The organism is Chromobacterium piscinae, assembly GCF_021129175.1.
Classification (GTDB): Bacteria; Pseudomonadota; Gammaproteobacteria; order Burkholderiales; family Chromobacteriaceae; genus Chromobacterium; species Chromobacterium piscinae.
Map to the genome: position 1 here is coordinate 15294 of NZ_JAJOHV010000019.1, position 26182 is coordinate 41475.

General features: G+C 63.9%; 25 protein-coding genes and 3 tRNA genes. 9 read left to right on the forward strand and 19 right to left on the reverse strand.

Translation table 11 applies throughout. From position 1 onward, the window contains the following. Positions 1 to 164 precede the first annotated feature (164 nt). Positions 165 to 1862: an alkaline phosphatase D family protein gene (locus LQR33_RS05685; RefSeq protein WP_231467916.1), complete on the forward strand. Its 1698-nt coding sequence runs from the start codon at positions 165 to 167 to the stop codon at positions 1860 to 1862. 33 nt (positions 1863 to 1895) lie between these two features. Beyond that, the gene (locus tag LQR33_RS05690) at positions 1896 to 2120 is read left to right on the forward strand and encodes a hypothetical protein (RefSeq protein WP_231467918.1); all 225 of its coding nucleotides are present in this window, start codon (positions 1896 to 1898) and stop codon (positions 2118 to 2120) included. Positions 2121 to 2182: 62 nt separating this feature from the next. Here the strand turns inward: LQR33_RS05690 and LQR33_RS05695 are convergent, their stop codons facing one another. The 15 genes from LQR33_RS05695 to ndk form a co-directional block, all read right to left on the reverse strand. Continuing rightward, complete coding sequence (locus tag LQR33_RS05695) at positions 2183 to 3478, reverse strand: adenylosuccinate synthase (protein WP_104947878.1); 1296 nt, start codon at positions 3476 to 3478, stop codon at positions 2183 to 2185. Positions 3479 to 3517: 39 nt separating this feature from the next. Further along, positions 3518 to 4669 carry an ATP phosphoribosyltransferase regulatory subunit gene (locus LQR33_RS05700; protein WP_104947879.1) on the reverse strand — a complete coding sequence of 384 codons (1152 nt, stop codon included), beginning with the start codon at positions 4667 to 4669 and terminating at the stop codon, positions 3518 to 3520. Between the two features lie 98 nt (positions 4670 to 4767). Beyond that, complete coding sequence (gene hflC / locus LQR33_RS05705; protein WP_021479038.1) at positions 4768 to 5652, reverse strand: protease modulator HflC; 885 nt, start codon at positions 5650 to 5652, stop codon at positions 4768 to 4770. After that, positions 5649 to 6875, reverse strand: coding sequence for an FtsH protease activity modulator HflK (gene hflK / locus LQR33_RS05710; protein WP_166440081.1), 1227 nt, complete (start codon positions 6873 to 6875; stop codon positions 5649 to 5651). Before hflK ends, hflC begins: the two co-directional genes overlap by 4 nt. After that, positions 6862 to 7992 carry a ribosome rescue GTPase HflX gene (hflX, locus tag LQR33_RS05715; RefSeq protein ID WP_166440082.1) on the reverse strand — a complete coding sequence of 377 codons (1131 nt, stop codon included), beginning with the start codon at positions 7990 to 7992 and terminating at the stop codon, positions 6862 to 6864. Before hflX ends, hflK begins: the two co-directional genes overlap by 14 nt. A gap of 99 nt (positions 7993 to 8091) precedes the next feature. Next, positions 8092 to 8352: an RNA chaperone Hfq gene (gene hfq / locus LQR33_RS05720; protein ID WP_011137080.1), complete on the reverse strand. Its 261-nt coding sequence runs from the start codon at positions 8350 to 8352 to the stop codon at positions 8092 to 8094. Between the two features lie 91 nt (positions 8353 to 8443). Beyond that, positions 8444 to 9853, reverse strand: coding sequence for a ribosome biogenesis GTPase Der (gene der, locus LQR33_RS05725; RefSeq protein WP_046158348.1), 1410 nt, complete (start codon positions 9851 to 9853; stop codon positions 8444 to 8446). A 10-nt stretch (positions 9854 to 9863) separates the two neighbouring features. Then, positions 9864 to 11003, reverse strand: coding sequence for an outer membrane protein assembly factor BamB (gene bamB, locus LQR33_RS05730; RefSeq protein ID WP_231467920.1), 1140 nt, complete (start codon positions 11001 to 11003; stop codon positions 9864 to 9866). 4 nt (positions 11004 to 11007) lie between these two features. Beyond that, positions 11008 to 11637 (reverse strand): YfgM family protein, encoded by a 630-nt coding sequence (locus LQR33_RS05735; protein ID WP_221668145.1) that lies wholly within the window; start codon positions 11635 to 11637, stop codon positions 11008 to 11010. Between the two features lie 17 nt (positions 11638 to 11654). Beyond that, positions 11655 to 12926 (reverse strand): histidine--tRNA ligase, encoded by a 1272-nt coding sequence (gene hisS, locus LQR33_RS05740; protein WP_070979509.1) that lies wholly within the window; start codon positions 12924 to 12926, stop codon positions 11655 to 11657. Between the two features lie 35 nt (positions 12927 to 12961). After that, the gene (ispG, locus tag LQR33_RS05745) at positions 12962 to 14245 is read right to left on the reverse strand and encodes a flavodoxin-dependent (E)-4-hydroxy-3-methylbut-2-enyl-diphosphate synthase (protein WP_231467922.1); all 1284 of its coding nucleotides are present in this window, start codon (positions 14243 to 14245) and stop codon (positions 12962 to 12964) included. 13 nt (positions 14246 to 14258) lie between these two features. Next, positions 14259 to 15197, reverse strand: coding sequence for a helix-turn-helix domain-containing protein (locus tag LQR33_RS05750; protein WP_221668147.1), 939 nt, complete (start codon positions 15195 to 15197; stop codon positions 14259 to 14261). A gap of 2 nt (positions 15198 to 15199) precedes the next feature. Continuing rightward, on the reverse strand, positions 15200 to 15913 hold the full coding sequence (gene pilW / locus LQR33_RS05755) for a type IV pilus biogenesis/stability protein PilW (protein ID WP_231151302.1): 714 nt from the start codon (positions 15911 to 15913) through the stop codon (positions 15200 to 15202). 32 nt (positions 15914 to 15945) lie between these two features. Further along, positions 15946 to 17040 carry a dual-specificity RNA methyltransferase RlmN gene (rlmN, locus tag LQR33_RS05760; RefSeq protein ID WP_021475000.1) on the reverse strand — a complete coding sequence of 365 codons (1095 nt, stop codon included), beginning with the start codon at positions 17038 to 17040 and terminating at the stop codon, positions 15946 to 15948. Between the two features lie 66 nt (positions 17041 to 17106). Further along, positions 17107 to 17532 (reverse strand): nucleoside-diphosphate kinase, encoded by a 426-nt coding sequence (gene ndk / locus LQR33_RS05765; RefSeq protein WP_011137089.1) that lies wholly within the window; start codon positions 17530 to 17532, stop codon positions 17107 to 17109. 132 nt (positions 17533 to 17664) lie between these two features. Between ndk and LQR33_RS05770 the strand changes: the two genes are divergently transcribed. The 3 genes from LQR33_RS05770 to LQR33_RS05780 all read left to right on the forward strand — a co-directional run bounded on the left by LQR33_RS05770 (position 17665) and on the right by LQR33_RS05780 (position 20267). After that, positions 17665 to 18504, forward strand: a complete 840-nt coding sequence (locus tag LQR33_RS05770; RefSeq protein ID WP_231467924.1) for an SPOR domain-containing protein — start codon at positions 17665 to 17667, stop codon at positions 18502 to 18504. A 117-nt stretch (positions 18505 to 18621) separates the two neighbouring features. After that, the gene (locus LQR33_RS05775) at positions 18622 to 18879 is read left to right on the forward strand and encodes a hypothetical protein (RefSeq protein ID WP_231467926.1); all 258 of its coding nucleotides are present in this window, start codon (positions 18622 to 18624) and stop codon (positions 18877 to 18879) included. 464 nt (positions 18880 to 19343) lie between these two features. Beyond that, positions 19344 to 20267, forward strand: coding sequence for a LysR family transcriptional regulator (locus tag LQR33_RS05780; protein ID WP_166440089.1), 924 nt, complete (start codon positions 19344 to 19346; stop codon positions 20265 to 20267). 7 nt (positions 20268 to 20274) lie between these two features. Here LQR33_RS05780 and LQR33_RS05785 read toward each other — a convergent pair whose 3' ends face one another. From LQR33_RS05785 to LQR33_RS05800, 4 genes are all read right to left on the reverse strand, one after another. Continuing rightward, positions 20275 to 21474 carry a cyanate transporter gene (locus tag LQR33_RS05785; RefSeq protein WP_231467928.1) on the reverse strand — a complete coding sequence of 400 codons (1200 nt, stop codon included), beginning with the start codon at positions 21472 to 21474 and terminating at the stop codon, positions 20275 to 20277. 362 nt (positions 21475 to 21836) lie between these two features. Continuing rightward, positions 21837 to 21912, reverse strand: a tRNA-Thr gene (locus LQR33_RS05790). A 62-nt stretch (positions 21913 to 21974) separates the two neighbouring features. Further along, positions 21975 to 22051: transfer RNA gene (locus tag LQR33_RS05795), tRNA-Pro, on the reverse strand. A 77-nt stretch (positions 22052 to 22128) separates the two neighbouring features. Continuing rightward, positions 22129 to 22205 (reverse strand) — tRNA-Pro (locus LQR33_RS05800). Between the two features lie 96 nt (positions 22206 to 22301). Here LQR33_RS05800 and LQR33_RS05805 point away from each other — a divergent pair. From LQR33_RS05805 to LQR33_RS05820, 4 genes are all read left to right on the forward strand, one after another. After that, positions 22302 to 23297, forward strand: coding sequence for a recombination-associated protein RdgC (locus LQR33_RS05805; protein WP_231177164.1), 996 nt, complete (start codon positions 22302 to 22304; stop codon positions 23295 to 23297). A 268-nt stretch (positions 23298 to 23565) separates the two neighbouring features. After that, positions 23566 to 25011, forward strand: coding sequence for a catalase (locus LQR33_RS05810; RefSeq protein WP_231177166.1), 1446 nt, complete (start codon positions 23566 to 23568; stop codon positions 25009 to 25011). Positions 25012 to 25119: 108 nt separating this feature from the next. After that, positions 25120 to 25296: a hypothetical protein gene (locus LQR33_RS05815; RefSeq protein WP_158677713.1), complete on the forward strand. Its 177-nt coding sequence runs from the start codon at positions 25120 to 25122 to the stop codon at positions 25294 to 25296. A 106-nt stretch (positions 25297 to 25402) separates the two neighbouring features. Next, positions 25403 to 26182, forward strand: a complete 780-nt coding sequence (locus tag LQR33_RS05820; RefSeq protein ID WP_231467930.1) for a DODA-type extradiol aromatic ring-opening family dioxygenase — start codon at positions 25403 to 25405, stop codon at positions 26180 to 26182.

Genomic DNA, 26182 nt, shown 5'->3' on the forward strand with positions numbered 1-26182 from the left:
CATCCACTTAATCCCGCCAAACGCTCCCCCACAACATCCGCTCCCGGCATATGTTTCAAACACGGACGGCCTCAACGCCGCCGCGCAGATCATAAAAACAGCCGCATCCACGCACCCGCATCAGGAAAGGGACCGACGCGCCGCGTCCGGCCCCAGGAGCCCCCATGAGCAAACTCAGACCGGCCCAGCTCGGGCCCATCGTCGGCCACACCACCGCCAGCAGCGCGCGCATCTGGATACGCGGCTCCGCCGGCGACGAGGGCGCCGACATAGACGGCGAGTGCCGCACCATAGGCGTGATCGCCATCGTTTGGGAAAACGGCCGCCGCCCGCGCCGGCGCCGCGTCCATTATTTCCGGCTGCGGCGGGAGTACGACCGCACCGGCACCTTCACCCTGGGCGAGGAGCTGGGCCTGAAGCCGGCGGACAGCGCCCCCGTCCCCTTGCTCCCGGACACCGATTACATCGTCCGCGTCGGCACCCTGCTGCTGGACGACCCCGCGCCGGAAGACGACAGCCTGTCCCACGACGAGCTGGCCAAACGCCTGCCCGCCGCCGAAGTCTGGTTCGACGATCTGGAGGCGCTGCCGGCGGAAGAGTCCGAAGCCCGCTTCCGCACGTTCCCGGCGGCGGACGCGCCCGCCGGCCGGCTGAGCTTCATCGTCGGCTCCTGCCGCTATCCGGGCCTGCTGTGGAAGACCAAGCAATCCGACGCCATCTTCGAGCCGCTGCTGCGGGAGGCCAAGGGGCAGGATGGGCGCGACGCCGCCCGGCTGCTGTTGATGGTGGGCGACCAGATCTACGCCGACATGCTCAACCGCCACGTGCCGCTGGGGCTGGCCGACACCTTCGAGGAGTTCCAGCAGCGCTACCACAGCGCCTTCGGCTCTCGCCACATGCGCCGGCTGCTGCGCCAGTTGCCGGCCTACATGATCCTGGACGACCACGAAATAGAGGACAACTGGAGCCAGGACCGCGTCCGCCGCGCCGAGAGCCGGCGCGTGTTCAACCTGGCCATCGCCGCCTACCGCAGCTACCAGTGGGTGCACGGCCCCAGCTGCTACGGCCAGCGGCTGTTCTACCAGTTCCAGTGCGGCCGCTACCCGTTCTTCGCGATGGATTCGCGCACCCAGCGCTATATGGACGACGTGCCGGACAATCTGGACGACAACCACCTGCTGGGCCGCCCCAGCCTGGCCGACGAGGAGCCCAGCCAGCTCGACCTGCTGCAGGCCTGGCTGACCGACTGCCAGGACAAGCTGGGCGACACGCCCAAGTTCATCATCAGCCCCAGCGTGTTCGCGCCCAATCCGATGGATGCCCGCAGCGGACGCGCCGGCTGCGGCGCGGACCGGGCCCGCTGGTGCGAGGCCACCGACTCCTGGCCCGCCTTCCCCGCCACCCGCGCCGCGCTGCTGCGGCTCATCGTGGAGAAGCGGGTGCAGAACGTGGTCTTCCTGTCCGGCGACATCCATTGCAGCAATATCGCCGAGCTGAGCCTGAGCGGTTCCGCCGAGGCCGAGCGGCTGCGCGTGCTGTCGATCACCTCCTCGGCCTTCTACTGGCCCTTCCCCTTCGCCGACGGCGACCCGTCCGGCTTCGTCCACGACTCCCGCGCGCAGGGACAGGAAGACGGCTTCGACTTCTCCGCCGGCGGCAAGCCGCACCGGATGGACTACCGCGCCTGGAACTTCACCCAGGAAGACAATTTCTGCCGTGTGGACGTCGATCCCGCGGCGGCGAAACTGACCGTGACGGCTTTCGGCAAGCAGGGACAAGTGCTGGAGAGCGGCGGCTGGTTCGGCCAAAGCGGCAAGCCGCTGCGCGCGGAGCTGGCGTTGGCGCCGTGGCAACCCACCTAACTCGGCAACGCTTTAACACAAGCAGGAGAAATCATGGAAACTCCCCCCATCGCTTGCCCATGTTGCGGCGACGATCTCTATAAAACACAGCCGATTTCAGGCCCATACCGAAGCAAGATTGAAGGCCCTGAATTCCGTCAAGATGATCAGGGCCTATTCATGGTTTGTCCAAACTGCCAATGTCGGATCGAGTTTACTGGCATAGGCCAAATTTCTTTATCCCCAACTCAAACCTGCATCAAATATGTGGAAAAATGAAGAATGAATTACAAAAAAGCCCACCGCAAGCGGTGGGCTTTTCTCTGGCATAAGCCTGAGGCTTACAGGCCGAACGGGTGGCGCAGCACGATGGTTTCTTCGCGGTCCGGACCGGTGGACACGATGTCGACCGGGGCGCCGCACACCTCTTCGATGCGCTTCAGGTAAGCCTGGGCGTTGGCCGGCAGGTCTTCCCAGCGCTTGACGCCGACGGTGGTGCCGGTCCAGCCCGGCAGGGTTTCGTACACCGGCACGCATTTGGTGACGGCGTCGGAGCCAAACGGCAGGATGTCGACCTGCTTGCCATCCAGCATGTAGCCGGTGCACAGCTTGATCTCTTTCAGGCCGTCCATCACGTCCAGCTTCATCACGCATAGGCCGGACACGCCGTTGATCTGGATCGAGCGCTTCAGCGCGGCGGCATCGAACCAGCCGCAGCGGCGCGGACGGCCGGTAACGGAACCGAACTCGTTGCCGCGCTCGGCCAGGAAGGCGCCGATTTCGTTTTCCTGCTCGGTCGGGAACGGACCGGAGCCCACGCGGGTGGCGTAGCCCTTCACGATGCCCAGCACGTAGTTCAGCATCTGCGGCGGCACGCCAGCGCCCGGCGCGGCCGCGCCGGCCACGCAGTTGGACGAGGTCACGTACGGGTAGGTGCCGTGGTCGATGTCCAGCAGGGTGCCCTGGGCGCCTTCGAACAGGATGGGCGTGCCGGCCTGGTCCAGGTCGTATAGGGTGCGGGACACGTCGGCCACCATCGGCTTGATGCGTTCGGCCATCCTCATGGTATCAGCCAGGATCGCTTCGTAGCTTACCGGCTCGGCCTTGAACAGATTGGTCAGCAGGAAGTTGTAGTAGTCTACGTTTTCCTTCAGCTTGGTCTCGAAGCGGGCCGGATCGAACAGGTCGATCACCTTCAGCGCGCGGCGGGCAACCTTGTCTTCGTAGCAAGGGCCGATGCCGCGGCCGGTGGTGCCGATCTTGGCGTCGCCCTTGGCGGCTTCGCGAGCCTGGTCCAGCGCGATGTGGTACGGCAGGATTAGCGGGCAGCCTTCGGCGATCTTCAGGCGGGCCGAAGCGTTGACGCCGGCGGCTTCCAGCTCGTCGATCTCCTTCAGCAGCGCTTCGGGCGACAGCACCACGCCGTTGCCGATGAAGCACTCGACATCCGGACGCAGAATGCCGGACGGCACCAGGCGCACGACGGTTTTCTTGCCATTCACCCACAGGGTGTGGCCGGCGTTGTGGCCGCCTTGGAAGCGCACAACGGCACGCGCGTGGTCGGTCAGCCAGTCAACGATTTTGCCCTTGCCTTCGTCACCCCACTGGGTGCCAATCACGACAACGTTCTTGGACATTGGAAAAAACCTCTTCGTCAGTCAGATTCAAACAAAAATTCAATGAAACGGCGCCAGCTGCCAGCCATCGGCAGCGGGAACCAGCTCTCGGTCGCAATTCAATGCGGCCGCGGATTCTCCCAGGTAATCCACCACCACCATCTCGCCGTCGGCGCGCAAGCGCGCCACTTCGGCCGCTGCCGCCGGCAGATGGCGGGCGGAGACGCGGATGCCGCGGCTGGGATCACGCTCCGGCAGGATGCGCAGCAGGTCGCGCAGATCCAGGCTGAAGCCGGTGGCCGGACGGGCGCGGCCGAAACGGCGGCCGACATTGTCGTAGCGGCCGCCGCGGGCGATCGCGTCGGACCAGCCGGGCGCGTAGGCCGCGAACATCAGGCCGGTGTGGTAGAAGTCGCCGCGCAGCTCGGCCAGGTCGAAGCTCAGCTCCACCCTGCCCTCCATCGCGCGGGCGATGGCGGACAGCTGCATCAGGCCCAGCTCCACCTCCGGCAGCGACGGCAGCCGGGTGCGCGCCTTCTCCAGCACCGCCGCCGGGCCGTACAGCTCCGGCAGCGCCAGGAAGGCGCTCCTGTAAGGCTCGGCCACGCCGGCCACCAACGCGGCGATGCCGGCGGCGTCCTTGTTCTGCAGCAGGCCGAACAGCTCGCGGCTGACCTCGGGCGACAGGCCGGCCGCCGCGGCCAGGCCGCGGTAGATGGCGATATGGCCGACGTCCAGCCGCAACTTCTTCACGCCGGTTTTCTCCAGCGTGGACAGCATCAGCTCGATGATTTCCAGATCGGCCTCGATGCCGGCGTAGCCGTACAGCTCGGCGCCCACCTGCAGCGGCTCGCGCGAGCTGGTCAGGCCGGACGGACGGCTGTGCACCACGCTGCCGGCATAGCACAGGCGCGTCACGCCGGTGCGCTCGCCCAGCAGGTGGGCGTCGATGCGCGCCACCTGCGGCGTGATGTCGGCGCGCAAGCCGAGCTGGCGTCCGGACAGCTGGTCGTCCAGCTTGAAAGTTTTCAGGTCCAGCGTGTCGTCGCCTTCGCTCACCAGGGAGTCGATGTATTCGATCAGCGGCGGCAGCACCAGCTCGTAGCCGGCCACGCGAAAGCCTTCCAGCATCGCGGCCTTGGCCGACTCCACCTGGCGCGCGGTGGCCGGGAGGATATCAGCGATGTATTCGGGTAACAGCCAATTACGCATTTCGTTTCAACAGAATAAAAGGCGGGAGGAGCCCCGCCTTGTCATCAGCAAACTGGCCAGGTCGCCCCGGCCAGTCTTCTCAAAAAATCAATTGTCGCCTACTTGCTCTTGCCCTGCCCCGCCTGCGGGTTCTTCAGATACTTGAAGAAGTCGCTGCTCGGATCGAGCACCATCACGTCGCTCTTGTTCTTGAACGACTCCTTGTACGCGTCCATGCTGCGCCAGAAGGCGTAGAACTCCGGATTCTTGCCATAAGCCTCGGCGTAGATCGCCGCAGCCTTGGCGTCGCCCGCGCCCTTCAGCTCCTGCGCCTTGCGATAGGCTTCGGCCAGGATCACGTCGCGCTGCTTGTCGGCCTCGGCCCGCACGCGCTCGGCGTCGGCCGCGCCTTCGCTGCGCAGCTGGCTGGCCACGGTGCGGCGCTCGGACTGCATCCGGTCGTAGACGGAACTGCTTATTTTATCCGGAAAATCGACTCGTTTTAAGCGCACGTCGAGAATTTCCACACCTATTTTACGCGCATCCGCGTCCGCGCGCTTGCGAACCGTCTCCATCACCTGGTCGCGCTGGCCGGAAATGACATCGGCGACGGTCTTCTGGCCGAACTCGGCGCGCAGGCCGTCGTTGATGGTTTGCTTCAATCTGGCCACCGCGGCGGCCTCGGAGCCGACACTCTTGTAGAACTGTGACACATCCACAACACGCCACTTCACGAAGCTGTCGACCAGCACGTTTTTCTTCTCGCGGGTGTTGAACAGCTCCGGCGCCTCGGCGTCTATGGTCTGCACGCGGCGGTCGAAATAGCGGACGTTCTGCAGTAGCGGGATCTTGAACTGGATGCCCGGCTCGGAGATCACCTTCACGACTTCGCCGAACTGGAAAACCAGCGCGTACTGGCGCTGATCGACGGTAAACAGCGACAGGCTGGCGACGAACAGCACGCCGACCACCGCCGCCAGGGTGGGAATCAGTCTTTCAGTCATCGCTCCGCTCCAAAGAAATCACGACCGCGCGACGCGTCGCGCCCGTTCTTCGCCGCAGGCGGCGAAGCCGGCTGGGCCGGGGCCTCGGGGGCCGGGGTTGCGGAGGCTTGCGCCGGAGCGGCGGCGCCCGGAGACGCCATCTGGGTGAGCTTGTCCAACGGCAGGTAGAGCAGGCTGTTGCCGCCCTTCTGATCCACCAGCACCTTACTGCTGTTGTTCATGATCTGCTGCATCATGTCCAGGTACAGCCGGTCGCGCATGACCTTGGGCGCCTTGTTGTATTCAGGCAACACTTGTTTGAAACGCTCGGCATCGCCCTGGGCGCGCTCCACCACCTGCTGCTGGTAGCCTTCGGCTTCCTGCACCAGGCGCGAGGCCATGCCCTTGGCCTTGGGCACCACTTCGTTGGCGTAGGCCATGCCCTCGTTGCGCAGCTTGTCCTTGTCCTGGCCGGCCTTCACCGCGTCGTCGAACGCCGCCAGCACGGCCTGCGGCGGCTGCACGTCGTTGATGTTGACCTTGGCGACGCGGATCCCGGCGCGATAGCGGTCCAGCACGTCCTGGATCAGCTTGCGGGCGTCGGCGGCGATCTGGGCGCGGCCTTCGTTCAGCACGAAGTCCACCTTGTTGCGGCCCACCACCTCGCGAATCGCGGTTTCGGCGGCCTGCTTGACCAGATCCTTGCCGTCGCGCTCGCGCGCGGCGTTGTTGAACAGGAAGGCGCGCGCGTCCTTGATGTCGTACTGCACCGACAGCTGCACGTCGATGATGTTCTGGTCCGAGGTCAGCATCAGCGACTCTTCCGGCACTCGGTTCTGCGCGCTGCCGCGGTAGCCCACCTCAATGCTGCGCAGCTCGGTCAGGTTGACGATCTCGGCCTTCTCGAACGGATACGGCGCATGCCATTGCAGGCCGGGCTCGGTCAGGCGGTTGTAGCTGCCGAGGCGCAATACCACGCCCTCTTCGCGGGCGTCGACGATGTAGAAGCCGCTGGCCAGCCACAAGGCGGCCAGCACGCCGACCACGACGGCGGCGCCGCCCTTGTACGACGGCGGCGTGAACGACGCGCCGGGGCGGCCGCCCTGATTGCCGCCCTGGCCGCCGTTGTTGGGCTTGCCGCCCAACAGGCGGGACAGTTTTCGGTTCAGATCACGGAACACTTCATCGAGGTCCGGTGGCCCATTCTGGCCGTTGCGGCCACGGTTCGGGTCATTCTGCGACATGCTCGTATGGTTCTTTATGGTTGTTTGCGAAAGGTTGCACCCGTTCGGCAATCGCCTCGCGCAAGAGTTCCAGGCCTTCGCCCTTCAAAGCCGACACCCGCACCGAGACGATGACGCCGTCTTCGTCGCGCTCGATCTCCGGCGGCAGATCGCGCAGATCGCTCTTGTTCCACACGATCAGCTGCGGGATGCCGTCGGCCTCGATTTCGGCCAGCACCTTATTTACTTCGTCTATCTGCGCGTCGCGCGTATCGTTGGCGCAGTCCACCACGTGCAGCAACAGATTGGCCTGCACCGTTTCCTCCAGCGTCGCGCGGAACGCCGCCACCAGCGTATGCGGCAGATCGCGGATGAAACCGACAGTGTCCGACACCACCACCGAGGCCTGGTGGTGGAGGAACAGCTTGCGGCTGGTAGTGTCCAGCGTGGCGAACAATTGGTCGGCGGCGTAGATGTTGGCCTTGGTCAGCGCGTTGAACAACGTGGATTTGCCGGCGTTGGTGTAGCCGACGATGGACACCGAGGCGACGCCCGCGCGGTTTCGGCTCTTGCGCTGGGTGTTGCGCTGCTTTTGCACCTGAGCCAGCCTGTCCTTCAAGGCCTTGACCCGAATGCCCAGCAGCCGGCGGTCGGTTTCCAGCTGGGTTTCGCCGGGGCCGCGCAAGCCGACGCCGCCCTTCTGCCGCTCCAAGTGGGTCCAGCCGCGCACCAGGCGGGTGGACAGATGCGACAGCTGGGCCAGCTCCACCTGCAGCTTGCCTTCATGGCTGCGCGCGCGCTGGGCGAAGATGTCCAGGATCAGGCTGTTGCGGTCGATCACGCGGCACTGCAGCGCGCGCTCCAGGTTGCGCTCCTGACCTGGCGACAGCGCATGGTTGAAGATCACCACGTTGGCGCCGGAGGCGCGCACCATGGAGGCGATCTCCTCCACCTTGCCCTTGCCGGCGAACAGCGCCGCGTCGGGACGCTGCCGCTTGCCCTGCACCATGCCCAGGATTTCCACCTTGCTGCCGCGCACCAGCTCGGCGCACTCCGCGACGCTTTCCTGGTAGTCGGCATCACCAAAATCCAGGCTGACCAGGATGGCCTGGTCGCCTAAGTCGGGACGATCAAACACTGTTTGCTAACCATATTGAGTACGGCGATAAATGACAAAGGCCGAATGGCCGCATCCTGGGATGCGGCCAATCGGCCCGATCGGCGAAGCGAAGACGGCTTAAGCGTCCTGCGCCTGTTCCTGCTTTTGCGCCGGATGCTCGTGCGGGATGTTGACCGGGCGGGCCGGAACCACGGTGGAGATGGCGTGCTTGTAAACCATCTGCGTCACCGTGTTCTTCAACAGAACGACGTATTGGTCGAAAGATTCAACCTGACCTTGCAGCTTGATGCCGTTAACCAGATAAATGGAAACCGGCACGTGTTCCTTGCGCAGGATATTCAGGAAGGGGTCTTGTAACATTTGCCCTTTAGAGCTCATTCGTTTTTCTCCGAATCGTTGATTGTTGTATTAACTGTCCAGCGAACAGCGCGGCGGCCTGCTTATTTTTAGCAGAAAACATTCCGCCGTACTATTTCTTGCTGTTTTTGCCGTAGCGAACTTCCTTTTCCCTGCCCCGCATCTTGGACATTGGCTTGGCCTTGGCCCGCGGCTTGTCCTTTTCATCGTTGTCGAACGGATTATCCGACGACTTGTACTGCACTCTCAGCGGCGTGCCCTGCAGCTTGAACACTTTACGGAAAGTGTGTTCCAGATAGCGGGTATAACTGGCCGGAATGCTGTCCAGCGCGTTGCCATGCACCACGATTATCGGCGGATTCTGGCCGCCCTGGTGCGCATAGCGCATCTTGGGGCGAATCAGGCCGGAACGCGGCGGCTGCTGACGCTCCAGCGCCACCTGCAGCACGCGGGTGAGCTTGGGCGTCGCCAGCTTGGCCATGGCCGCGCGGTAGGCTTCGTCGATGGACTTGAACAAGTCTGCCACACCTCGGCCTTCGATGGCCGAGATGTAATGAAACTTTGCGAAATCCAGGAAATTCAGCTTGCGGGCGATCTCGCGGCGCACGTTTTCCTTCTGCTCGCCGTCCAGATTGTCCCACTTGTTCACCGCCACGACCAAGGCGCGGCCCGCTTCCAGCGCGAAGCCGGCGATGGTCGCGTCCTGCTCGGAGATGTCCAGCTGCGCGTCCAGCACCAGCACCGCGACGTTGGCGTCCTCAATCGCCTTCATGGTCTTGATGACGGAAAACTTCTCCAGCATCTCGTTGACCTTGGCGCGGCGGCGCACGCCCGCGGTGTCGATGATGGTGTAGGTATGGCCTTCGCGCTCAAAATCAATATAGATGCTGTCGCGCGTGGTCCCGGCCTGGTCGAAGGCGATCACCCGCTCCTCGCCGAGGATGGCGTTCACCAGCGTGGACTTGCCGACGTTGGGGCGGCCGATCACGGCGAACTTCGGATGGCGGCTGTCTTCCTCTTCCACCTCGTCGGGGAAGCCTTCCAGCACCAGTTCCATCAGTTCGCGCACGCCGTCGCCGTGGGCGGCGGAGATCACCAGCGGTTCGCCCAGCGCCAGTTCGTGGAACTCAGCGCCGGCGATCGCGTGCTTCATGCCTTCCGCTTTGTTGACGGCCAGGAATACCGGGCGGTCAAGCTGGCGCAGGCGGTTGGCGATGATCTTGTCCTGCGGCGTCAGGCCGGAACGGCCATCCACCAGGAACACCACGGCATCCGCCTCGTCGACGGCCTGCAGCGTCTGCTTGGCCATCTCGAACAGAATGCCTTCGTCCACCACCGGCTCAAAACCGCCGGTGTCGACCACCAGATACGGCTTCTCGCCGACCCGGCCTTGGCCGTAGTGTCGGTCACGCGTCAGGCCCGGCTGGTCGGCGACCAGCGCGTCGCGGCTGCGAGTCAGCCGGTTGAAAAGGGTCGACTTGCCCACATTGGGGCGGCCGACCAGCGCTACGGTAGGTTTCATCTAAAACTGCTTATCCCAGATTCAGCATCGCCAAGCGGCCGTCCTGTCCCTGAATCAGGGCGGAGGAGCCGAGCGACACCGGTTGATTGACCGGCCCGGTGGTGCCGATCTTGTTGCGTCCGACGATGCCTCCGCTCTCGTTGGACAGCAGATGGGCATAGCCCTCGCCGTCCACCACCAGCACGAAACGTCCGATCATCGCGGGACCGGAGACGCCACGGTATTTGAGGTCGTCGTTTTTCCATACATTGCGGCCGCTCTGGCGATCATACGCCCAGATCGAGCCGTCTTCCGCAGTCACGTAGACATTGCGGGCGTCCACAGCCACGCCGCGGCTGGACGACACCTCGCGCGCCCACTGCAGGCTGCCCGAACGGGCGTCGAAGCACGCCACGCGGCCCTGGTAGGCCACGGCGCACACCTGGCCGCCGTCGAAGACCGGGCGGCTGGTGACGTCGGTGACGCGCTCCAGCTCGGTGGCGCCGCGCGGCGTCGCCACCGCGCCCTGCCAGATGGTGTTGCCGGTGAGCGGATTGACGATGTCGACGCGGCCGCCGGCCTGCCCCACCATCACCGCTTCCTTGCCCACCGACTGCATCGAGCCGTTGTTGCGCACGGTCAGTTGCGGCAGCACATTCACCACCGACCATTGCTGCTTGCCGTCGGTCAGGCTGAAGCCGGTCAGGCGGGCGTCGTTGGTGCGGACCACGGCGATGTCGCCGGCGATCTGCGGCGCTTCCAGCATCAGGCTGGTCAGCGGCTGTTCCCACAGGATCTTGCCGCTGGTGCGGTTGACGGCCAACAGCTTGGCGTCCTGAGTGCCTACCAGCACGGTGTCGCCGGCGACGGCCACGCCGCTGGCCAACGCGCGCTTGAGCGACACATCGGACTGCGCGCGGCCGGACAGCGCGTCCACGTTGCGGATGCGGCCTTCGACGTCGGCGGTCACCACATTGCCGTTGGCGTACACCGGCAGGAAGCTGGCGGCCGGCGCGGCCTGCTGCAGCGTCCATTTGACGTCCAGCGTCTGCAGCGGCTTGATCGCCGCCAGCGGCGTCGGCTGGAACTGGGTTGAGCCCTCGAACCAGCTGGCGCAGCCGGCCAGCAGCAGCGAAGAGGTCAGAGCGGTAAGCAACAGTTGGCGGCGCATGCGGTCAGCCTCCCAACGCGTCGAGCTTGGTCTGCGCCAGCTGGCGGCTCGGGCTGTCGCCCAGCATCTTCGCCAGCGCGGCCTTGTAGGCGTCGCGCGCGCCGCTGTTGTCGCCCTTGGCGACGAACACGTCGCCCTTCAGCTCCAGGAACTCGGCGTCGAAAGCGGCGGGATGGGCCTGGTTCAGCTCGCCGATCGCGCCATCGAACTTTTTCTGGTCCAGCAGCAGCGAAGCCAGGCGCAAACGGGCGATCGCCTGCAGCTCCTCGTCCTTGCCGTTCTTCAATACCCACTCCAACTGGCTGGCGGCCAGCGCCAGGTCGTTCTTGTCGAACGCGGCCTTGGCCAGCACCAAGGCCGCGCGGCTAGCATAGAGGGTGCCGGCGTACTCGCCCTGCAGCTGCTGGGCGGCGGTCTTCAGTTTGGCGATGTCCTTGGCGGCCACCGCGTTGTCGACGGCCTCGTAGGCGGTGGCGGCCTTCTCGGACTGGCCGCGCTCGTACATGCCGTAAGCCTTGTAGCCCAGGTAGCCCAGGCTGATGGCCAGCACCGCGCCGCCGATCAGCTTGCCCCACTGTTGCCAGAATGCTTTCAGAGAATCGATCTGTTCCTGTTCCTGCAAGTCGAACGCCATCGCGTTCCCCCTTCCTATCAAGCTTTCAGAGTGGCGAGGGTGGCCAGAACCGCATCGGCCGCCACGGTCTGCTGGGCGGCTTCGGCGCGCAGCGCCTTCACCACCACCTGACCGGCCTGGATTTCGTTTTCACCGACGATCAGCGCGAACTGCGCGCCGCTGGCGTCGGCCTTTTTCATTTGCGACTTGAAGCTGGCGTCGCCCAGATGCTGCACCACCGAGTAGCCGGCGGCGCGCAGGCTCTGCGCGAGTTTCATCGAGTACAGGCCCGCGCCCTCGCCCTGGTTGACCAGGAAGACGTCGACGCTGCGCTGCGCCGGCAACAGGCCCTTGTCCTGCAGCAACAGCAGCACGCGCTCCATGCCCATGCCGAAGCCGATGCCGGAGGCGGCCTTGCCGCCCAGCTGCTCGATCAGGCCGTCGTAGCGGCCGCCGGCGCAGATGGTGCCCTGGGCGCCCAGCTCGGAGGTCACCCACTCGAACACCGAGCGGTTGTAGTAGTCGAGACCGCGCACCAGGCGCGGATTCTCGATGTACTCGATGCCCAACGCGGCGATCATCGCCTTCCAGCCCTCGTAATGGGCGCGCGACTCTTCGCCCAGGTAGTCGGACAGCTTGGGCGCGGCGTTGGCCATTTCCTGCAGGGCCGGGTTCTTGGTGTCCAGCACGCGCAGCGGGTTGGTGTGCATCCGGCGCTTGCCGTCCTCGTCCAGGATGTCGACGTGGCGCTCCAGGTAGGCGATCAGCGCCTCGCGGTGGGCGGCGCGCTCTTCGGCGTTGCCCAGCGAGTTGATCTCCAGCCGCACGTACTGGCTGATGCCCAGGCGGCGCCACAGATCGGCGGTCATCGCGATGATTTCGGCGTCGATGTCCGGACCGGCCAGGCCCAGCGCCTCCACGCCCACCTGGTGGAACTGGCGGTAGCGGCCCTTCTGCGGGCGCTCGTGGCGATACATCGGACCCATGTACCACAGCTTGGGCGTGGCGTTGTACAGCAGGTTGTGCTCGACCACCGCGCGCAGCGTGCCGGCAGTGCCTTCCGGGCGCAGCGTCAGGCTGTCGCCGTTGAGGCTATCGACGAAGGTGTACATTTCCTTCTCGACGATGTCGGTCACTTCGCCGATGGAGCGCACGAACAGCGGCGTGCCTTCGACGATGGGGGTGCGGATGTTCTGGTAGCCGTAGTCGGCCAGCAGCTTGCGCAGCGCCTCTTCAAAGTATTCCCATTGGTAGGATTCGGCCGGCAGCACATCGTTCATGCCCTTGACCGCTTGGTATTTCTGAGCCATTGCTATCTTCTTGTATCAGCTGGATTCTGGTTTTGTCAGACGCTCACCGAACGGATCGGAATGATGCGGTTGCCATCCTCGCGGCGCTTGGCGCCGCCCTCCCCGTAGCGGGTCTTCACGTACTCGTCGACGATGGCGGTGAACTCCGCGGGAATGTTGTCGCCCTTCAGCGTCACATCCTTCTGGCCGTCAACGTAAACCGGCGCCACCGGCACTTCGCCGGTGCCCGGCAGCGAGATGCCGATGTCGGCCAGCTTGGATTCGCCGGGTCCGTTGACCACGCAGCCCATCACCGCCACCTTCATGTCCTCTACCCCCGGGTACTGTAGCCGCCATACCGGCATCTGCTCGCGCAGATAGTTCTGGATGTGGTCGGCCAGCTCCTGGAAGAAGGTGCTGGTGGTGCGGCCGCAGCCCGGACAGGCGGTGACCAGCGGCGTGAAGCTGCGCAGGCCCATGGTCTGCAGCAACTCCTGCGCGACCACCACCTCCTTGGTGCGCGCCTCGCCCGGCTGCGGCGTCAGCGAGATGCGGATGGTGTCGCCTATGCCTTCCTGCAACAACACGGCCAGCGCGGCGCTGGAGGCGACGATGCCCTTGCTGCCCATGCCGGCCTCGGTCAGGCCCAGATGCAGCGGGTAGTCGCAGCGGCTGCCCAGCTCGCGGTAGACGCTGATCAGGTCCTGCACATTGCTGACCTTGCACGACAGGATGATGTTGTCGGGCGACAGGCCGATCTCCACCGCCTTCTCCGCCGACTCCAGCGCCGACACGATCAGCGCCTCCTGCATCAGCTTGGGCAGCGGCAGCGGGTTGGCTGCGCGGTTGTTGGCGTCCATCATCCGCGCCAGCAGCGCCTGGTCCAGGCTGCCCCAGTTGACGCCGATGCGGACGGCCTTGTCGTGCTCCATCGCAGTGCGGATCATGAAGGCGAACTTGTCGTCGCCCTTGGCGCCCTTGCCGACATTGCCCGGATTGATCCGGTACTTGGCCAGCGCCTTCGCGCAATCCGGAAACTCCTTCAACAAGCGGTCGCCGTTGAAGTGGAAATCGCCGACCAGCGGCACATCGCAACCCAGGTCGTCCAGCCGCTGGCGGATTTCCGCCACGCGAGCCGCCGCTTCCGGCGAGTTGACGGTGATGCGCACCACTTCGGAGCCGGCCTGCGCCAGCTGGTACACCTGCTCGGCCGTGCCCGCCGCGTCGGCGGTGTCGGTGTTGGTCATCGACTGCACCATCACCGGCGCGCCCGAACCCACCAAAACATGTCCCACCCGCACCAGGCGGGTGGGACGGCGCGCGATGTTCACGCTATCCATTCGCTACCCTGCATCACTTGAGTTGAATCTTGGCGGTGGTGCCTTTGATCTTGTCGGCCAGATCCACCGGTTTGCCGTTGTAGCTCAGCTCCACCTGGCTGGCGTTGCCGATCACCACCTTGAACGGCGCGGTGCCGACCACCTCGGCCGGATCGCCCGGCTGCATCACCTTGTAAATCAGCCTGCGGCCGTCGGCGTCCTGCACCGACACCCAGGCGGCATCCTTGACGTTGATGCTGACCTTGTCGGTGCCTTGGGACTGCGGCGCGCTGGCCGCTTGCGTCTTGGCCACCTTGGCCGGCGCGCTCGCCGCCGGTTTCGCGGCGGCCTGGACAGCGGACGCCACGGGCTTCGCCGTCACGGCTGCCGGCGCCGAGGCCGGCTTCGCGGCCTGAACAGCGGCTTTCGCCGACTCGGAAGCCGCCGCCTTGGCGGCCGGGGCCGACGACTGCTCGGTCAGCATCGGCGCCAGCTCGTTGGCGGCGCGCTCCGCCGGCTTCTCCGGCGAGCCATCGCGGTTGGCGTACCAGTAAGCGCCGCCCGCCACGGCTAGGCCCAGCAACAGCAGGACCACCCATTTGCCGGTGCCGGCTTCCGCGGCTTCCTCCACCGCTTCCACCGGCTCGGGCGCCTGCTCGCGCGCGGTGGTGCCCTTGACCAGATTGGCCACGTCGTTCACCGCCGACGGAAAATGCTGCTCCAGCGCCTTCATCAACGGTTCGGAATCCACTTCCAGGAAGCGCGCGTAATTACGGACGAAACCGCGGACGAAGGTGGCGCCGGGCAGCGAGTCGAAATCGTCGCGCTCTATCGCTTCCAGTTGCCTGAGCGACAGTTTCAGCCTGTCCGCCACTTCCCCCAGGCCAAGGCCGGCCGCTTCCCGGGCGGCCTTCAAGGTTGCGCCGATGCCGCTGGGCCTCGGCGTGTCATGATGTTCGATTTTTTCTTCCATCCTCAGCTTCCACTCAACAGCAGTTGTGTTTCCCTAGAGTCCGGAAACCGGTTCTTTAGTTCATTCTCGCATGCGCGTTCCTGCGCCGCGTTACCGGTTTTGCGGGCGATCCTGGCGCCCAGCCACAGCTCGGCGGCGCCCAGGCCGTCCATCCCGCCGCCGCCGCGCAGCCGTTCGAAATAGAACGCCGCCAGCTTGGCGTTGCCCAGGCCCAGATGCATTTCGGCCAGTTCGCTCAACGCCGGCCCGTAGTTGGGCGCGACGCGCAAGGCGCTGAGCAAATAATCGTTGGCCTGATCCGTCCGCCCCAGCTTGGCGCTGCAGCGGCCCAGATTCAAATAAGCCGATTGTGGCGAATCATACAACGGATTGGCCAGCGCCTTCTGGAACAGGGCCAGCGAATCCTGCTCCCTCCCGTGCTCGCACAGGAACAAGCCGTAATTATTGTTGGCCTGCGGATTGCCGGGCTCCAGCCGCAGCGCCTGCTGGTAGTCCTGCTCCGCCCGGCCGTCCATCTGCAGCAGGCCCAGCACGTAAGCCCGGCTCAGATAGCCGGTGACATAAGCCGCGTCCGCCGCCACCGCCTGGTTGGCGTTGTCCAGCGCGGACTTGAGGTTGCCTATCCTGGCGTACTCCACCGCCAGCTGGCTGCGGATCTTCGCCACTTCAGGCGGATTGCCATCCGCCGCGGCGGGAGCGACTACGCCAAATGCCAACAGCCATCCAGCCCATCTCCCCCGCCATGACGTCATGATTTCCTGTCCTCGATGATCTGCGTCCACTTGGCCTGGCGCCGCGTCTTGTCCTGCACTTGGCCGGCCAATTGGCCGCAAGCCGCGTCGATGTCGTCGCCGCGGGTCTTGCGCACGGTCACCACGTAACCTTGTTCTTGCAGAATTTCACGGAAAATGCGAATCGCGTTGTTGCTGGAGCGATCATAACCCGAGTTCGGGAACGGGTTGAACGGGATCAGATTGAACTTGCAAGGCACGTCCCGCACCAGCTCCAGCAGCTGGCGAGCATGTTCCGGCCTATCGTTGACCCCGTCAAGCATCACATATTCAAAGGTGATGAAATCGCGCGGCGCCTTTTCCAGATAGCGGCTACAGGCGGCCATCAGTTCGGCAAGCGGGTATTTCTTGTTGATCGGCACGATCACGTCGCGGATCGCGTCGTTGGGCGCGTGCAGCGACACCGCCAGCGCCACCGGGCACTCCTCGCGCAGCCGGTCCATCTGCGGCACCAGGCCGGAGGTGGACAGCGTCACGCGGCGGCGGGACAGGCCGTAGCCATGGTCGTCCAGCATGATCTGCATCGCGCTGACCACGTTGTCGAAGTTGGCCAGCGGCTCGCCCATGCCCATCATCACCACATTGGACACCACGCGCTCGTTCTTGGGCGTCACGCCCATCGCCTTGTTGGCCCACCACAGCTGGCCGATGATCTCGGCGGTGGACAAGTTGCGGTTGAATCCCTGGCGGCCAGTGGAGCAGAACGTGCACTCCAGCGCGCAACCCACCTGGGATGACACGCACAAGGTGCCGCGGTCGTCTTCCGGAATGAACACGGTTTCCACACCGTTGCCGGTGCCGACGTCGAGCAGCCACTTGCGGGTGCCATCACTGGACTCCTGCCCGGTCATCAGCGACGGCACGCCCACCTCAGCGCGCTCGTGCAGCTTGGCGCGCAGGCTCTTGGCGAGGTCGGTCATCGCGTCGAAATCGTCTTCGGCCATCTGGTGCATCCAGCGCATCACTTGCTTGGCGCGGAACGGCTTCTCGCCCATCTCGGCGAAATGCCGGGTGAGCTGGTCCAGATTGAAGTCGAGCAGGTTGGTTTTCATGCAATCCTCAGCAGGCAAAAGAGGCCGCCGGCAGCGGCGACCTCCGGTCATTCAACTACTTTTGAATCAGCGGGAGCTGATTTCGGAAGCGGCGAAGAAGTAAGCCACTTCGATGGCAGCGTTTTCCACGCTGTCGGAACCGTGAACGGCGTTGGCGTCGATCGATTCGGCGAAGTCGGCGCGGATGGTGCCGGCTTCAGCCTTCTTCGGATCGGTGGCGCCCATCAGTTCGCGGTTCTTCAGCACGGCGTTCTCGCCTTCCAGCGCCTGGATCATCACCGGGCCGGAAACCATGAAGTCAACCAGGTCCTTGAAGAAAGGACGCTCTTTGTGCACAGCGTAGAAGCCTTCGGCTTCGGCGCGGGACAGTTGCTTCATCTTGGCGGCGACGATCTTCAGGCCCGCGGACTCGAAGCGGTCGTAGATTTTGCCGATAACGTTTTTGGCTACAGCGTCCGGTTTAACGATGGACAAAGTGCGTTCGATTGCCATATAAATTCTCCCTAACGACAAGACAAGTGGCTAAACTTGAGTATTATTACGCCACTCGGGTTACCCAATTCTGACGAACCCGCTATTTTAGCAGCGTTTTCAATCACGTGCTGCACATTCCGATCAGGCACCATGCGCGAACAAAACCAACAGCAGCAGCCGTACGACGGCGAAGACGAATCCAATCTCAACGGCAAGCTGAAAAAGCGGCTCTGGATCGCAGGCGGCCTGGTCGCCGTCGCGCTGGCGGCCATCCCGCTGATGGACGCGCTGACTAAGCCCAAGGTGGAAATGAGCAGCGACGCGCAAAGCCCCAGCTCCGGCAAGATCATCAAACCGGCCTCATCGGCCGACGCCGGCGCCATCAGCGTCCAGATCAAACCCGCCAGCGCGCCGGCCGCGCAAAGCAGCGCCCCGGCGGCCGAAGCCGCCAACCACGCGCCCGCGTCGCCGGCCGAGACCATTCCCGCGACGCCCGACCTGAGCAAGACGCCGGCTGTCGCCAATCAACAGCCCTCGCACCGCGCCGCGCCGCCAACCGCTCACGCTCAGCAACAGGCCGCGCCCCAAGCGCCGGCAGCAAAACCCGTCACGCCCCCGTTCCGGGAAGCGCAGGCCAAGCCTCCGGCGCAACGCGCCGCCGCGCCGCGCGCCGAAACCGCCGCAGCAATGCCGCAAAGCGCCGCGCCGGCGCCAGCAGAGACCAACCCCGCCCCGACGGCGGCCGCCCCCAGCCCGGCCAAGGCGGAACCGGCGGGCAGCTCGGTCGGCTACCAAGTTCAGCTGGGCCTGTTCTCCAGCATGAGCAATGCGCAAAAACTGGTGCGGGACCTGCAAAAACACGGCATCGCCGCCCACACCGTCACCCGCGTGCAGCTGGGACCGTTCAAAAACCGCGCCGAGGCGGACGAAGCGATGAAGAAACTGCGCGAACTCGGCTATTCGCCGCTGCTCGCCGCCAGCGGACAGTAAGCCGACACGGCACTCGAAGCCAGCCCAAAACCAAAGCCCCGGCAAATGCCCGGGGCTTTCTCATTGCCAGGCCACACAGCCACAGCAAACCCCGCCACGCCCGCCCCGAAACCAGCCATGCCGAACAACACAACAAGCCAACAGGCGCGACCGAGCACGCGGACGCAAACCCGCCGCAACCCAGGGCCAATCACGACAGAAAATGGATTTGCAGGCTCGCATCGCTTCAACCTGCCAAGCAAGCGCATGAGAACAAACAAGAGGAAAGAGGCGAAGCCCCGGAAGAGCCTTTCAAGCAGCCGACGCCACCCGAAAAAGGAAATTGACGCGCAAAAGCAAAAGGCCAGCTCTTTCGAACTGGCCTTTTGCTTTTAATTCTGGCAGGCGATACAGGGCTCGAACCTGTGACCCTCGGAATCAAAATCCGATGCTCTACCAACTGAGCTAACCGCCAACACTTCTCGATACGCGCTGCGTGTCGAGAGGAGAAATATACCCCTTACCCTATACGCTTGCAAGTATTTTTCGAAAATAATTTTTCAGCCGATCCGCGCCTCAAAGACATGCCGTCCCTAGACATCATTCGTACAGGGATATTACTCACGGCTGAATATTTCAGGATTGAAACGGAATGGTGGCAAAGTCACCATGATCTTTGTCATAATAAATCGACGAAATATAATGTCATAAACATATTGTTTCGCAATCGAGAAATCCACGCCATCGCTCGCCCATCATCCAATGCACCGACGCCGCTGCCGCGCCGGCCAGCGCCGCCAAAAAACAAATGATTCCCGTTCGCAGACTTGCTTATGGAATCCATCCAGGATCGACAAGCCATGTTGCTCAACAACCGAGTCCGCAAGCTCGACTTTCAGGATCTGGTGATCTTCCAGCTGATCTACAAGCACAGAAGCGCTACCGAAGCGGCCGAACAACTCAGCGTCAGCCAATCCACCATCAGCTACTGCCTGAAGCGGCTGCGCGATTGCTTCGATGACGAGCTGTTCATCAACTCTCGGCTCGGCATGAATCCGACCCCGCGAGCCGAAGCGCTGTCGCCCCGCATCCAGAGCATTCTGAACCAGATGGCGGAATGCGCTCAGGACGACGCTGCCTTCAACCCCAACGCGGACACATCCTCCTTCACCATCTACGCGCCGGAATATTTCGAGATTCTGGTGATGCCGGAACTGATGAAGAACATCCTGGAAGCCGGCTGCCGGGTCTCGATCAATATCAAGAAACCAGAAAAAGACCTGCCCTACGCGGATATCGCCAACGGCCAGATCGATCTGGCCATCTTCTTCGGCCCCGGCTTCTATCGCACCTACCCCGGCCTTACCACCCAGACATTGCTCCGCGACCATCTGCTGGCGGTGCAGGACGGAGAGGACGACCCGCACCCCCTGCCGCTGAACGACATGCTGGAGAGGCGGCACGTATTCCCCACTCCCTGGATCTCAGACAGCAATATGGTGGACGGCTGGCTGCTCTCCCAAGGCCGCCATCGCACCATCGCGGCGCGGGCCAACAGCTACTATTCGGCCATCGAGCTGCTGACCGGCACGGATCTGCTGCTGATGCTGCCGCGGCGGATACACGAGCGGGTGAAGCGCCAGCAGCCCAATATCGGCGCGCGCCCGGTGCCCGACGGCATGCCCGACTTCACCCTGGACATGGTGTGGGGCGCGGCGCTGGCAAACAGCCAGGCCAATATCTGGCTGCGCCAGCAACTGATCCGCGCCTGCGCCAACATTTAGCCCGAGCTCAGCGCCGCGCCGCCTGGACCGCGAAGTGCCGCGGATATTCGGCTGGACGGAACCGCGCCACCATCGCCACCATGCCTGCCGACACCAGCGCCAGCAGCAGCCAGGCCTGGGTGAAGCTGGACGACACGTCCTTGATGTAGCCAGCGATCAGCGGCGACAGCGCGGCGATCAGATAGCCCACTCCTTGCACGAAGGCCGTCAGTTGCCCGGCGCGGCGCGGCGCGTCCATGTGATCCATCGCCACGATCAGGCTCATCGGGAATAGCCCGCCGATGCCGAAACCCAACAAGCCGGCCCAGACGATGGGATAAGCGGTCGGCGCCAGAATCAGACCGGAGAAGCCGGCGATCACCGAAGCCAGCACCAGCAGCAGCACCGGGCGGCGATCCAGGCTGCGGCTGGCCAGCGCCGGCGTCACCAAGCCCGACACCACTTCCATGCTCGTCAGATAGGCCAGCAGCAAGCCGGCATGCGTGTCCTGCCAGCCTTGCTCCACATAGAACGGCGGCAACCAGGCCAGCACGCAGGTATAGGATGCGGTGCCCAAGCCGAAGAAGATGCCCAGCAACCAGGCTCGCGGTCGGCTGGAGAACGACTCCGCCGGCGCCGCCGCGCCCTGCTCGGCGGCGGAAAACGACACGATCTCGCCTCGGATCGCGTACCACGCGGCCAGCGCCACCGCCGCCAGCGCCGACCAGGCGGCCAGCGCGTGTTGCCAGCCACCGAACCAGCCGCCGATGAAAGGCGATGCGGAGGCGGACAGCGCGGCGCCGCCCATGATGGCGGTGACGTACACCCCCATCAGCAGCGCCACCGCATCCGGAAAACGGCTCTTGATGATGCCCGGCATCACCGACTGGATCACGGCGATGCCCGCCCCGGCCACCACCGCGCTCAGGATCAGGTCGAGCGCCGTCGACGCGTACAGCCTGGCCAAGCTGGCCAGGCCGATCACCAGCAGGGAAACCGCGATGGAGCGGTGCTCGCCCCAGCGCGCCGCCAGACGCGCGCCGCGGAACATCGCAAAACCCATCGCCAGCACCGGCAGCATGGTCAGCAAGGAAATCAATGTGTAGCTCAGGGGAATGCCGCTTCGGATCGAGGTCAGCAACGGCCCGATGGCCGCCATCGACGGCCTGAGGTTCAGGCCGACCAGCACCAACGCCAGGATCAGCGGCGCGCGGGAAGATTGGTTCACGCTCTCACTCCATGCTATTCAAATTGACCTGCACATTGAATAGCCACAAGCAATGAAACGCAATTCAAAGTTTCGAATCATCTATCGATTTTTTCGCAAACCATCCACCGCCGCGATCAACGATCGCAGGACATCCCGAAACACCCCGCCATCAGCCTCAGCGCGCACTCCAATTTCGCGCCCGCCGTTTTAAAACTTCTCTCATCAAGAAGACGCAAGTTGACTGCAGGCTTCAAGTCCGCACATCCGAAGATTAAAAATCCGGCCATGACCTATCGAAGCAGAAATAAATGAGATTCTTAGAGAAGGGAATATACGGAAAAGAAAAGGGCTTAGTCTCTCGACTAAGCCCTTGATCTTTATGGTGCCGGTAAGAGGAGTCGAACCCCCGACCTTCGCATTACGAATGCGCTGCTCTACCAACTGAGCTATACCGGCGAACCAATCTGTAAAAAAAGCCCTGATTCTCTGAATTTGAAAATCAAGGCTTTTTTGAATCCTGGTCGGAGTGAGAGGATTCGAACCTCCGGCCTCTACGTCCCGAACGTAGCGCTCTACCAGGCTAAGCTACACTCCGATTCTGCTGCTTTTCGACTTGCGTCGAGGGAAGCTACTTTACCTCAGACTTCATTTTCTGACAAGTAATTTGTTAACTGGTCGGAGTGAGAGGATTCGAACCTCCGGCCTCTACGTCCCGAACGTAGCGCTCTACCAGGCTAAGCTACACTCCGACGACCACTTACAAACTGCTTGTCTGAAAAACTGCTGTTGCATCGCTTGCTGCGGTACAATCAACGGCTTCAGAGGACGCGCATTATGGAACAAATATGTGGTTTAGGCAACTATCTTTTTATCGTTTGAGCGGCGAAAGCCTGGTGGGCGCCGATAAGCTGTTGCAGGCATTGGAAAAACGTCCGTTTCAACCCTGCATGGGCCTGGATTGGTTCAGCGAAGGCTGGGTTCCGCCCGCAGGACACCTAGAAGCGCCGGTCTACGCCGCCCGCGGCAGCCTGATGGTTTCCATGCGCCGCGAGGACAAGGTTTTGCCGGCTTCGGTGATCCGCGACTTCGTCGAAATGAAGGTGCAGGAGATCGAGGACAAGGAGCTGCGCAAGGTCGGCCGCAAGGAAAAGCTGGCGCTGAAAGAGCAGATCACCGACGACCTGCTGCCGCGCGCCTTCGTGCGCAGCGGCCGCACCAGCGCCTACCTGGACATCGCCCGCGGCTGGCTGATGGTGGACTCCGGCTCGTCCAGCAAGGCTGAAGCGCTGGTCTCCAAGCTGCGCGAGGCGCTGCCGCCCTTCCCCGCCGCGCTGCCGCGCACCCAGATCGCGCCGCACACTGCGATGACCGACTGGCTGGCCGCCGGCGAAGCGCCCGGCGGCTTCGAGCTGGACGCCGACTGCGAACTGAAGGACGGCAGCGAAAACGGCGCGGTGGTGCGCTGCAGCCGCATCGACCTGACCAGCGACGAAATCCGCCAGCACATCGCCACCGGCAAGCAGGCCACCAAGCTGGGCCTGATCTGGAACGAGAAAATCCGCTTCCAGCTGACCGACACCCTGCAACTGAAGCGCATCCAGTTTCTGGACATGTTGCAGGACGAAGCCAGCCAGGCCGGCGACGACCGCGAAAGCCTGTTCGAAGCCACCTTCATCCTGATGAGCGAAGAACTGGGCGAACTGGTGGAAGCGCTGGTGGAAGCGCTGGGCGGCGTGGAAGACAGCCAGGCGCAGCCGGTGGCCCCCGTGCCGACGCAGACGCAAACTCCGCAATCGGCCCCGTCCGACGCGGGCAGCGCCGTCGACGTGCCCTGGGACTGATCCCTCATCCCATCCGCGAACAACCCGGCCCCGCCGGGTTTTTTTGCGCCCGCGCGCGGCCCCCCTCCATCATTAAGAAAAACTAACTATCAACTTAAAATAATTGATTTAACAAAACTATCAAACTTGCGGATACTGCGAGCGTCAACTATCGGGAGAGAGTCATGAAACAGAACTGGCATCAAACCTTGCTGGAAATGTGGTCCGGCTTCGCCTGGCTGCAATGAGTTCCCTTCCGTAGATTCGCCCCACTCAAGGAGAAAGCAGGATGAGCAAGCACAACCTCACTACCGCGGCCGGCGCGCCGGTCGTCGACAATCAGAACGTGCAGACCGCCGGCCCGCGCGGTCCGATGCTGCTGCAGGATGTCTGGTACCTGGAGAAACTGGCCCATTTCGACCGCGAAGTGATTCCGGAACGCCGGATGCACGCCAAGGGTTCCGGCGCTTTCGGCACCTTCACCGTCACCCATGACATCAGCCGCTACACCCGCGCCGCGCTGTTTTCTCAGATCGGCAAGAAGACAGACCTGTTCCTGCGCTTCTCCACCGTGGCCGGCGAGCGCGGCGCGGCCGACGCCGAGCGCGACATCCGCGGCTTCGCCGTCAAGTTCTACACCGAGGAAGGCAACTGGGACCTGGTGGGCAACAACACCCCGGTATTCTTCCTGCGCGATCCGCTGAAATTCCCCGACCTCAACCGCGCGGTGAAACGCAATCCGTACACCAATATGCGCGACGCCAACGCCAACTGGGATTTCTGGACGCTGCTGCCTGAGGCGCTGCACCAGGTCACCATCGTGATGAGCGACCGCGGCATTCCGTCCAGCTACCGCCACATGCACGGCTTCGGCAGCCACACCTTCAGCCTGATCAGCGCCAAGGGCGAGCGCCACTGGGTCAAGTTCCACTTCCATACCCAGCAGGGCATCCAGAACCTGAGCGACGCCGAGGCGGAAAAGCTGGTGGGCCAGGATCGAGAAAGCGCGCAGCGCGATCTGCTGGAGAGCATAGACCGCGGCGATTTCCCGCGCTGGACCATGTACATCCAGGTGATGACCGAAGCCCAGGCCGACGCTTGTCCCTTCAATCCCTTCGACCTGACCAAGGTGTGGTCGCACAAGGACTATCCGCTGATCGAAGTGGGCGTGCTGGAGCTGAACCGCAACCCGCAGAACTACTTCGCCGACGTGGAGCAGGCCGCGTTCAACCCGGCCAACGTGGTGCCGGGCATCAGCTTCTCGCCGGACCGCATGCTGCAGGGCCGCTTGTTCGCCTACGGCGACGCCGAGCGCTACCGGCTGGGCGTCAACCACCACCTGATCCCGGTCAACACGCCGCGCTGCCCCTTCCACAACAGCTATCACCGCGACGGCGCGATGCGGGTGGACAGCAATGCCGGCGCCACCATCGGCTACGAGCCGAACAGCCAGGGCAAGTGGCAGCAGCAGCCTGCGTTCGACGAGCCGCCGCTGGCGCTGCAAGGCGATGCCTACCACTACGACTTCCGAGCGGACGATGACGACTACTACAGCCAGCCTGGCGCGCTGTTCCGGCTGATGACGCCGGCCCAGCAACAAGTGCTGTTCGACAATACCGCCCGCGCGATGGGCGGCGTCGACGAGGCGATCAAGCGCCGCCACATCGCCAACTGCGCCAAGGCCGATCCCGCCTACGGCGCCGGCGTGGCCAAGGCATTGGGCCTGAGCGTCTGACGTCAATCCGATCCAGCCGGCGCGCAGGTCCGCCGGCTTTTTTGTTTTTCTTGATTTAAATGATAATCATTATCATTATAATAGTAAGACACTCTTGTGAGCGCCGCCATGCAAACCGTCAGCCCCTTCCCCTCCCGCCGCCAGGCGGGCAAGCCCGAACCTACCCCGCGTCGCCGCTGGCGCCGCTGGCTGGGCCTGGCCATCTTCTGCGCCGGCTGCCTGCTGTGGCTGCAACACGGCGTGGAGCCCACTCCTCGCCCGGTGGCCGCGTCCGCCGCGCGTTAAGCGGATTTATTAAACAATAGTAAACAATTAAGTGAGAAAACCGACGTTTTTTTAACCGCCATGCCGGCGTAAGCTGTTGCCATACCCTCATTGCAGGCAACAGATCATGACTACCCGACAACCCTCGCTGTTCATTTCCCACGGCGCGCCGACGCTGCCGATAGAAGACAGCCCCACCCGCCATTTCCTGGAACGGCTGGGCCGCGACTGGCCGCGCCCGCGCGCCATCGTCATCGTGTCCGCCCATTGGGAGGCGCGCGCCCTCACCGTCAACCTGCAGCCCCGGCCCGATACGATGTACGACTTCGGCGGCTTCCCGCCGGTGCTGCGCACGCTGCGCTACCCTGCCGCCACCGACACGGCGCTGGCCGAGCGCGTGATCGGCCTGCTGGATGCCGCCGGCCTGCCGGCGGCATCCACCGCCGAGCGGCCGCTGGACCACGGTATGTGGACGCCGCTGATGCTGATGTTTCCCCAGGCCGACATCCCGCTGGTGATGATCTCGCTGCACCACAGGGCCGGCGCCGCCGAGCACTACGCGCTGGGCCAGGCGCTCAAACCGCTGCGCGACGAAAACGTGCTGGTGATGGGCAGCGGCAGCTACACACATAATCTATGGGAGCTGAGTCCGGAAGGCAGCGAACGCGCGCCCTGGGCGGCGGGCTTCGCCGACTGGATGGACCAGACGCTGCTGGAAAACCGCCGCGACGACATCGTCCACTGGCAACAGCGCGCGCCCTACCCGAACGAGAACCACCCCAGCGACGAGCACTTCCAGCCGCTGCTGGTGGCGCTGGGCTCGTCGGACGACGATGCGGTGCCGGTCAAGCTGCACGACGACTGGCGGATGGGTTCGCTGTCGATGGCGTGCTGGCGCTTCGATTAA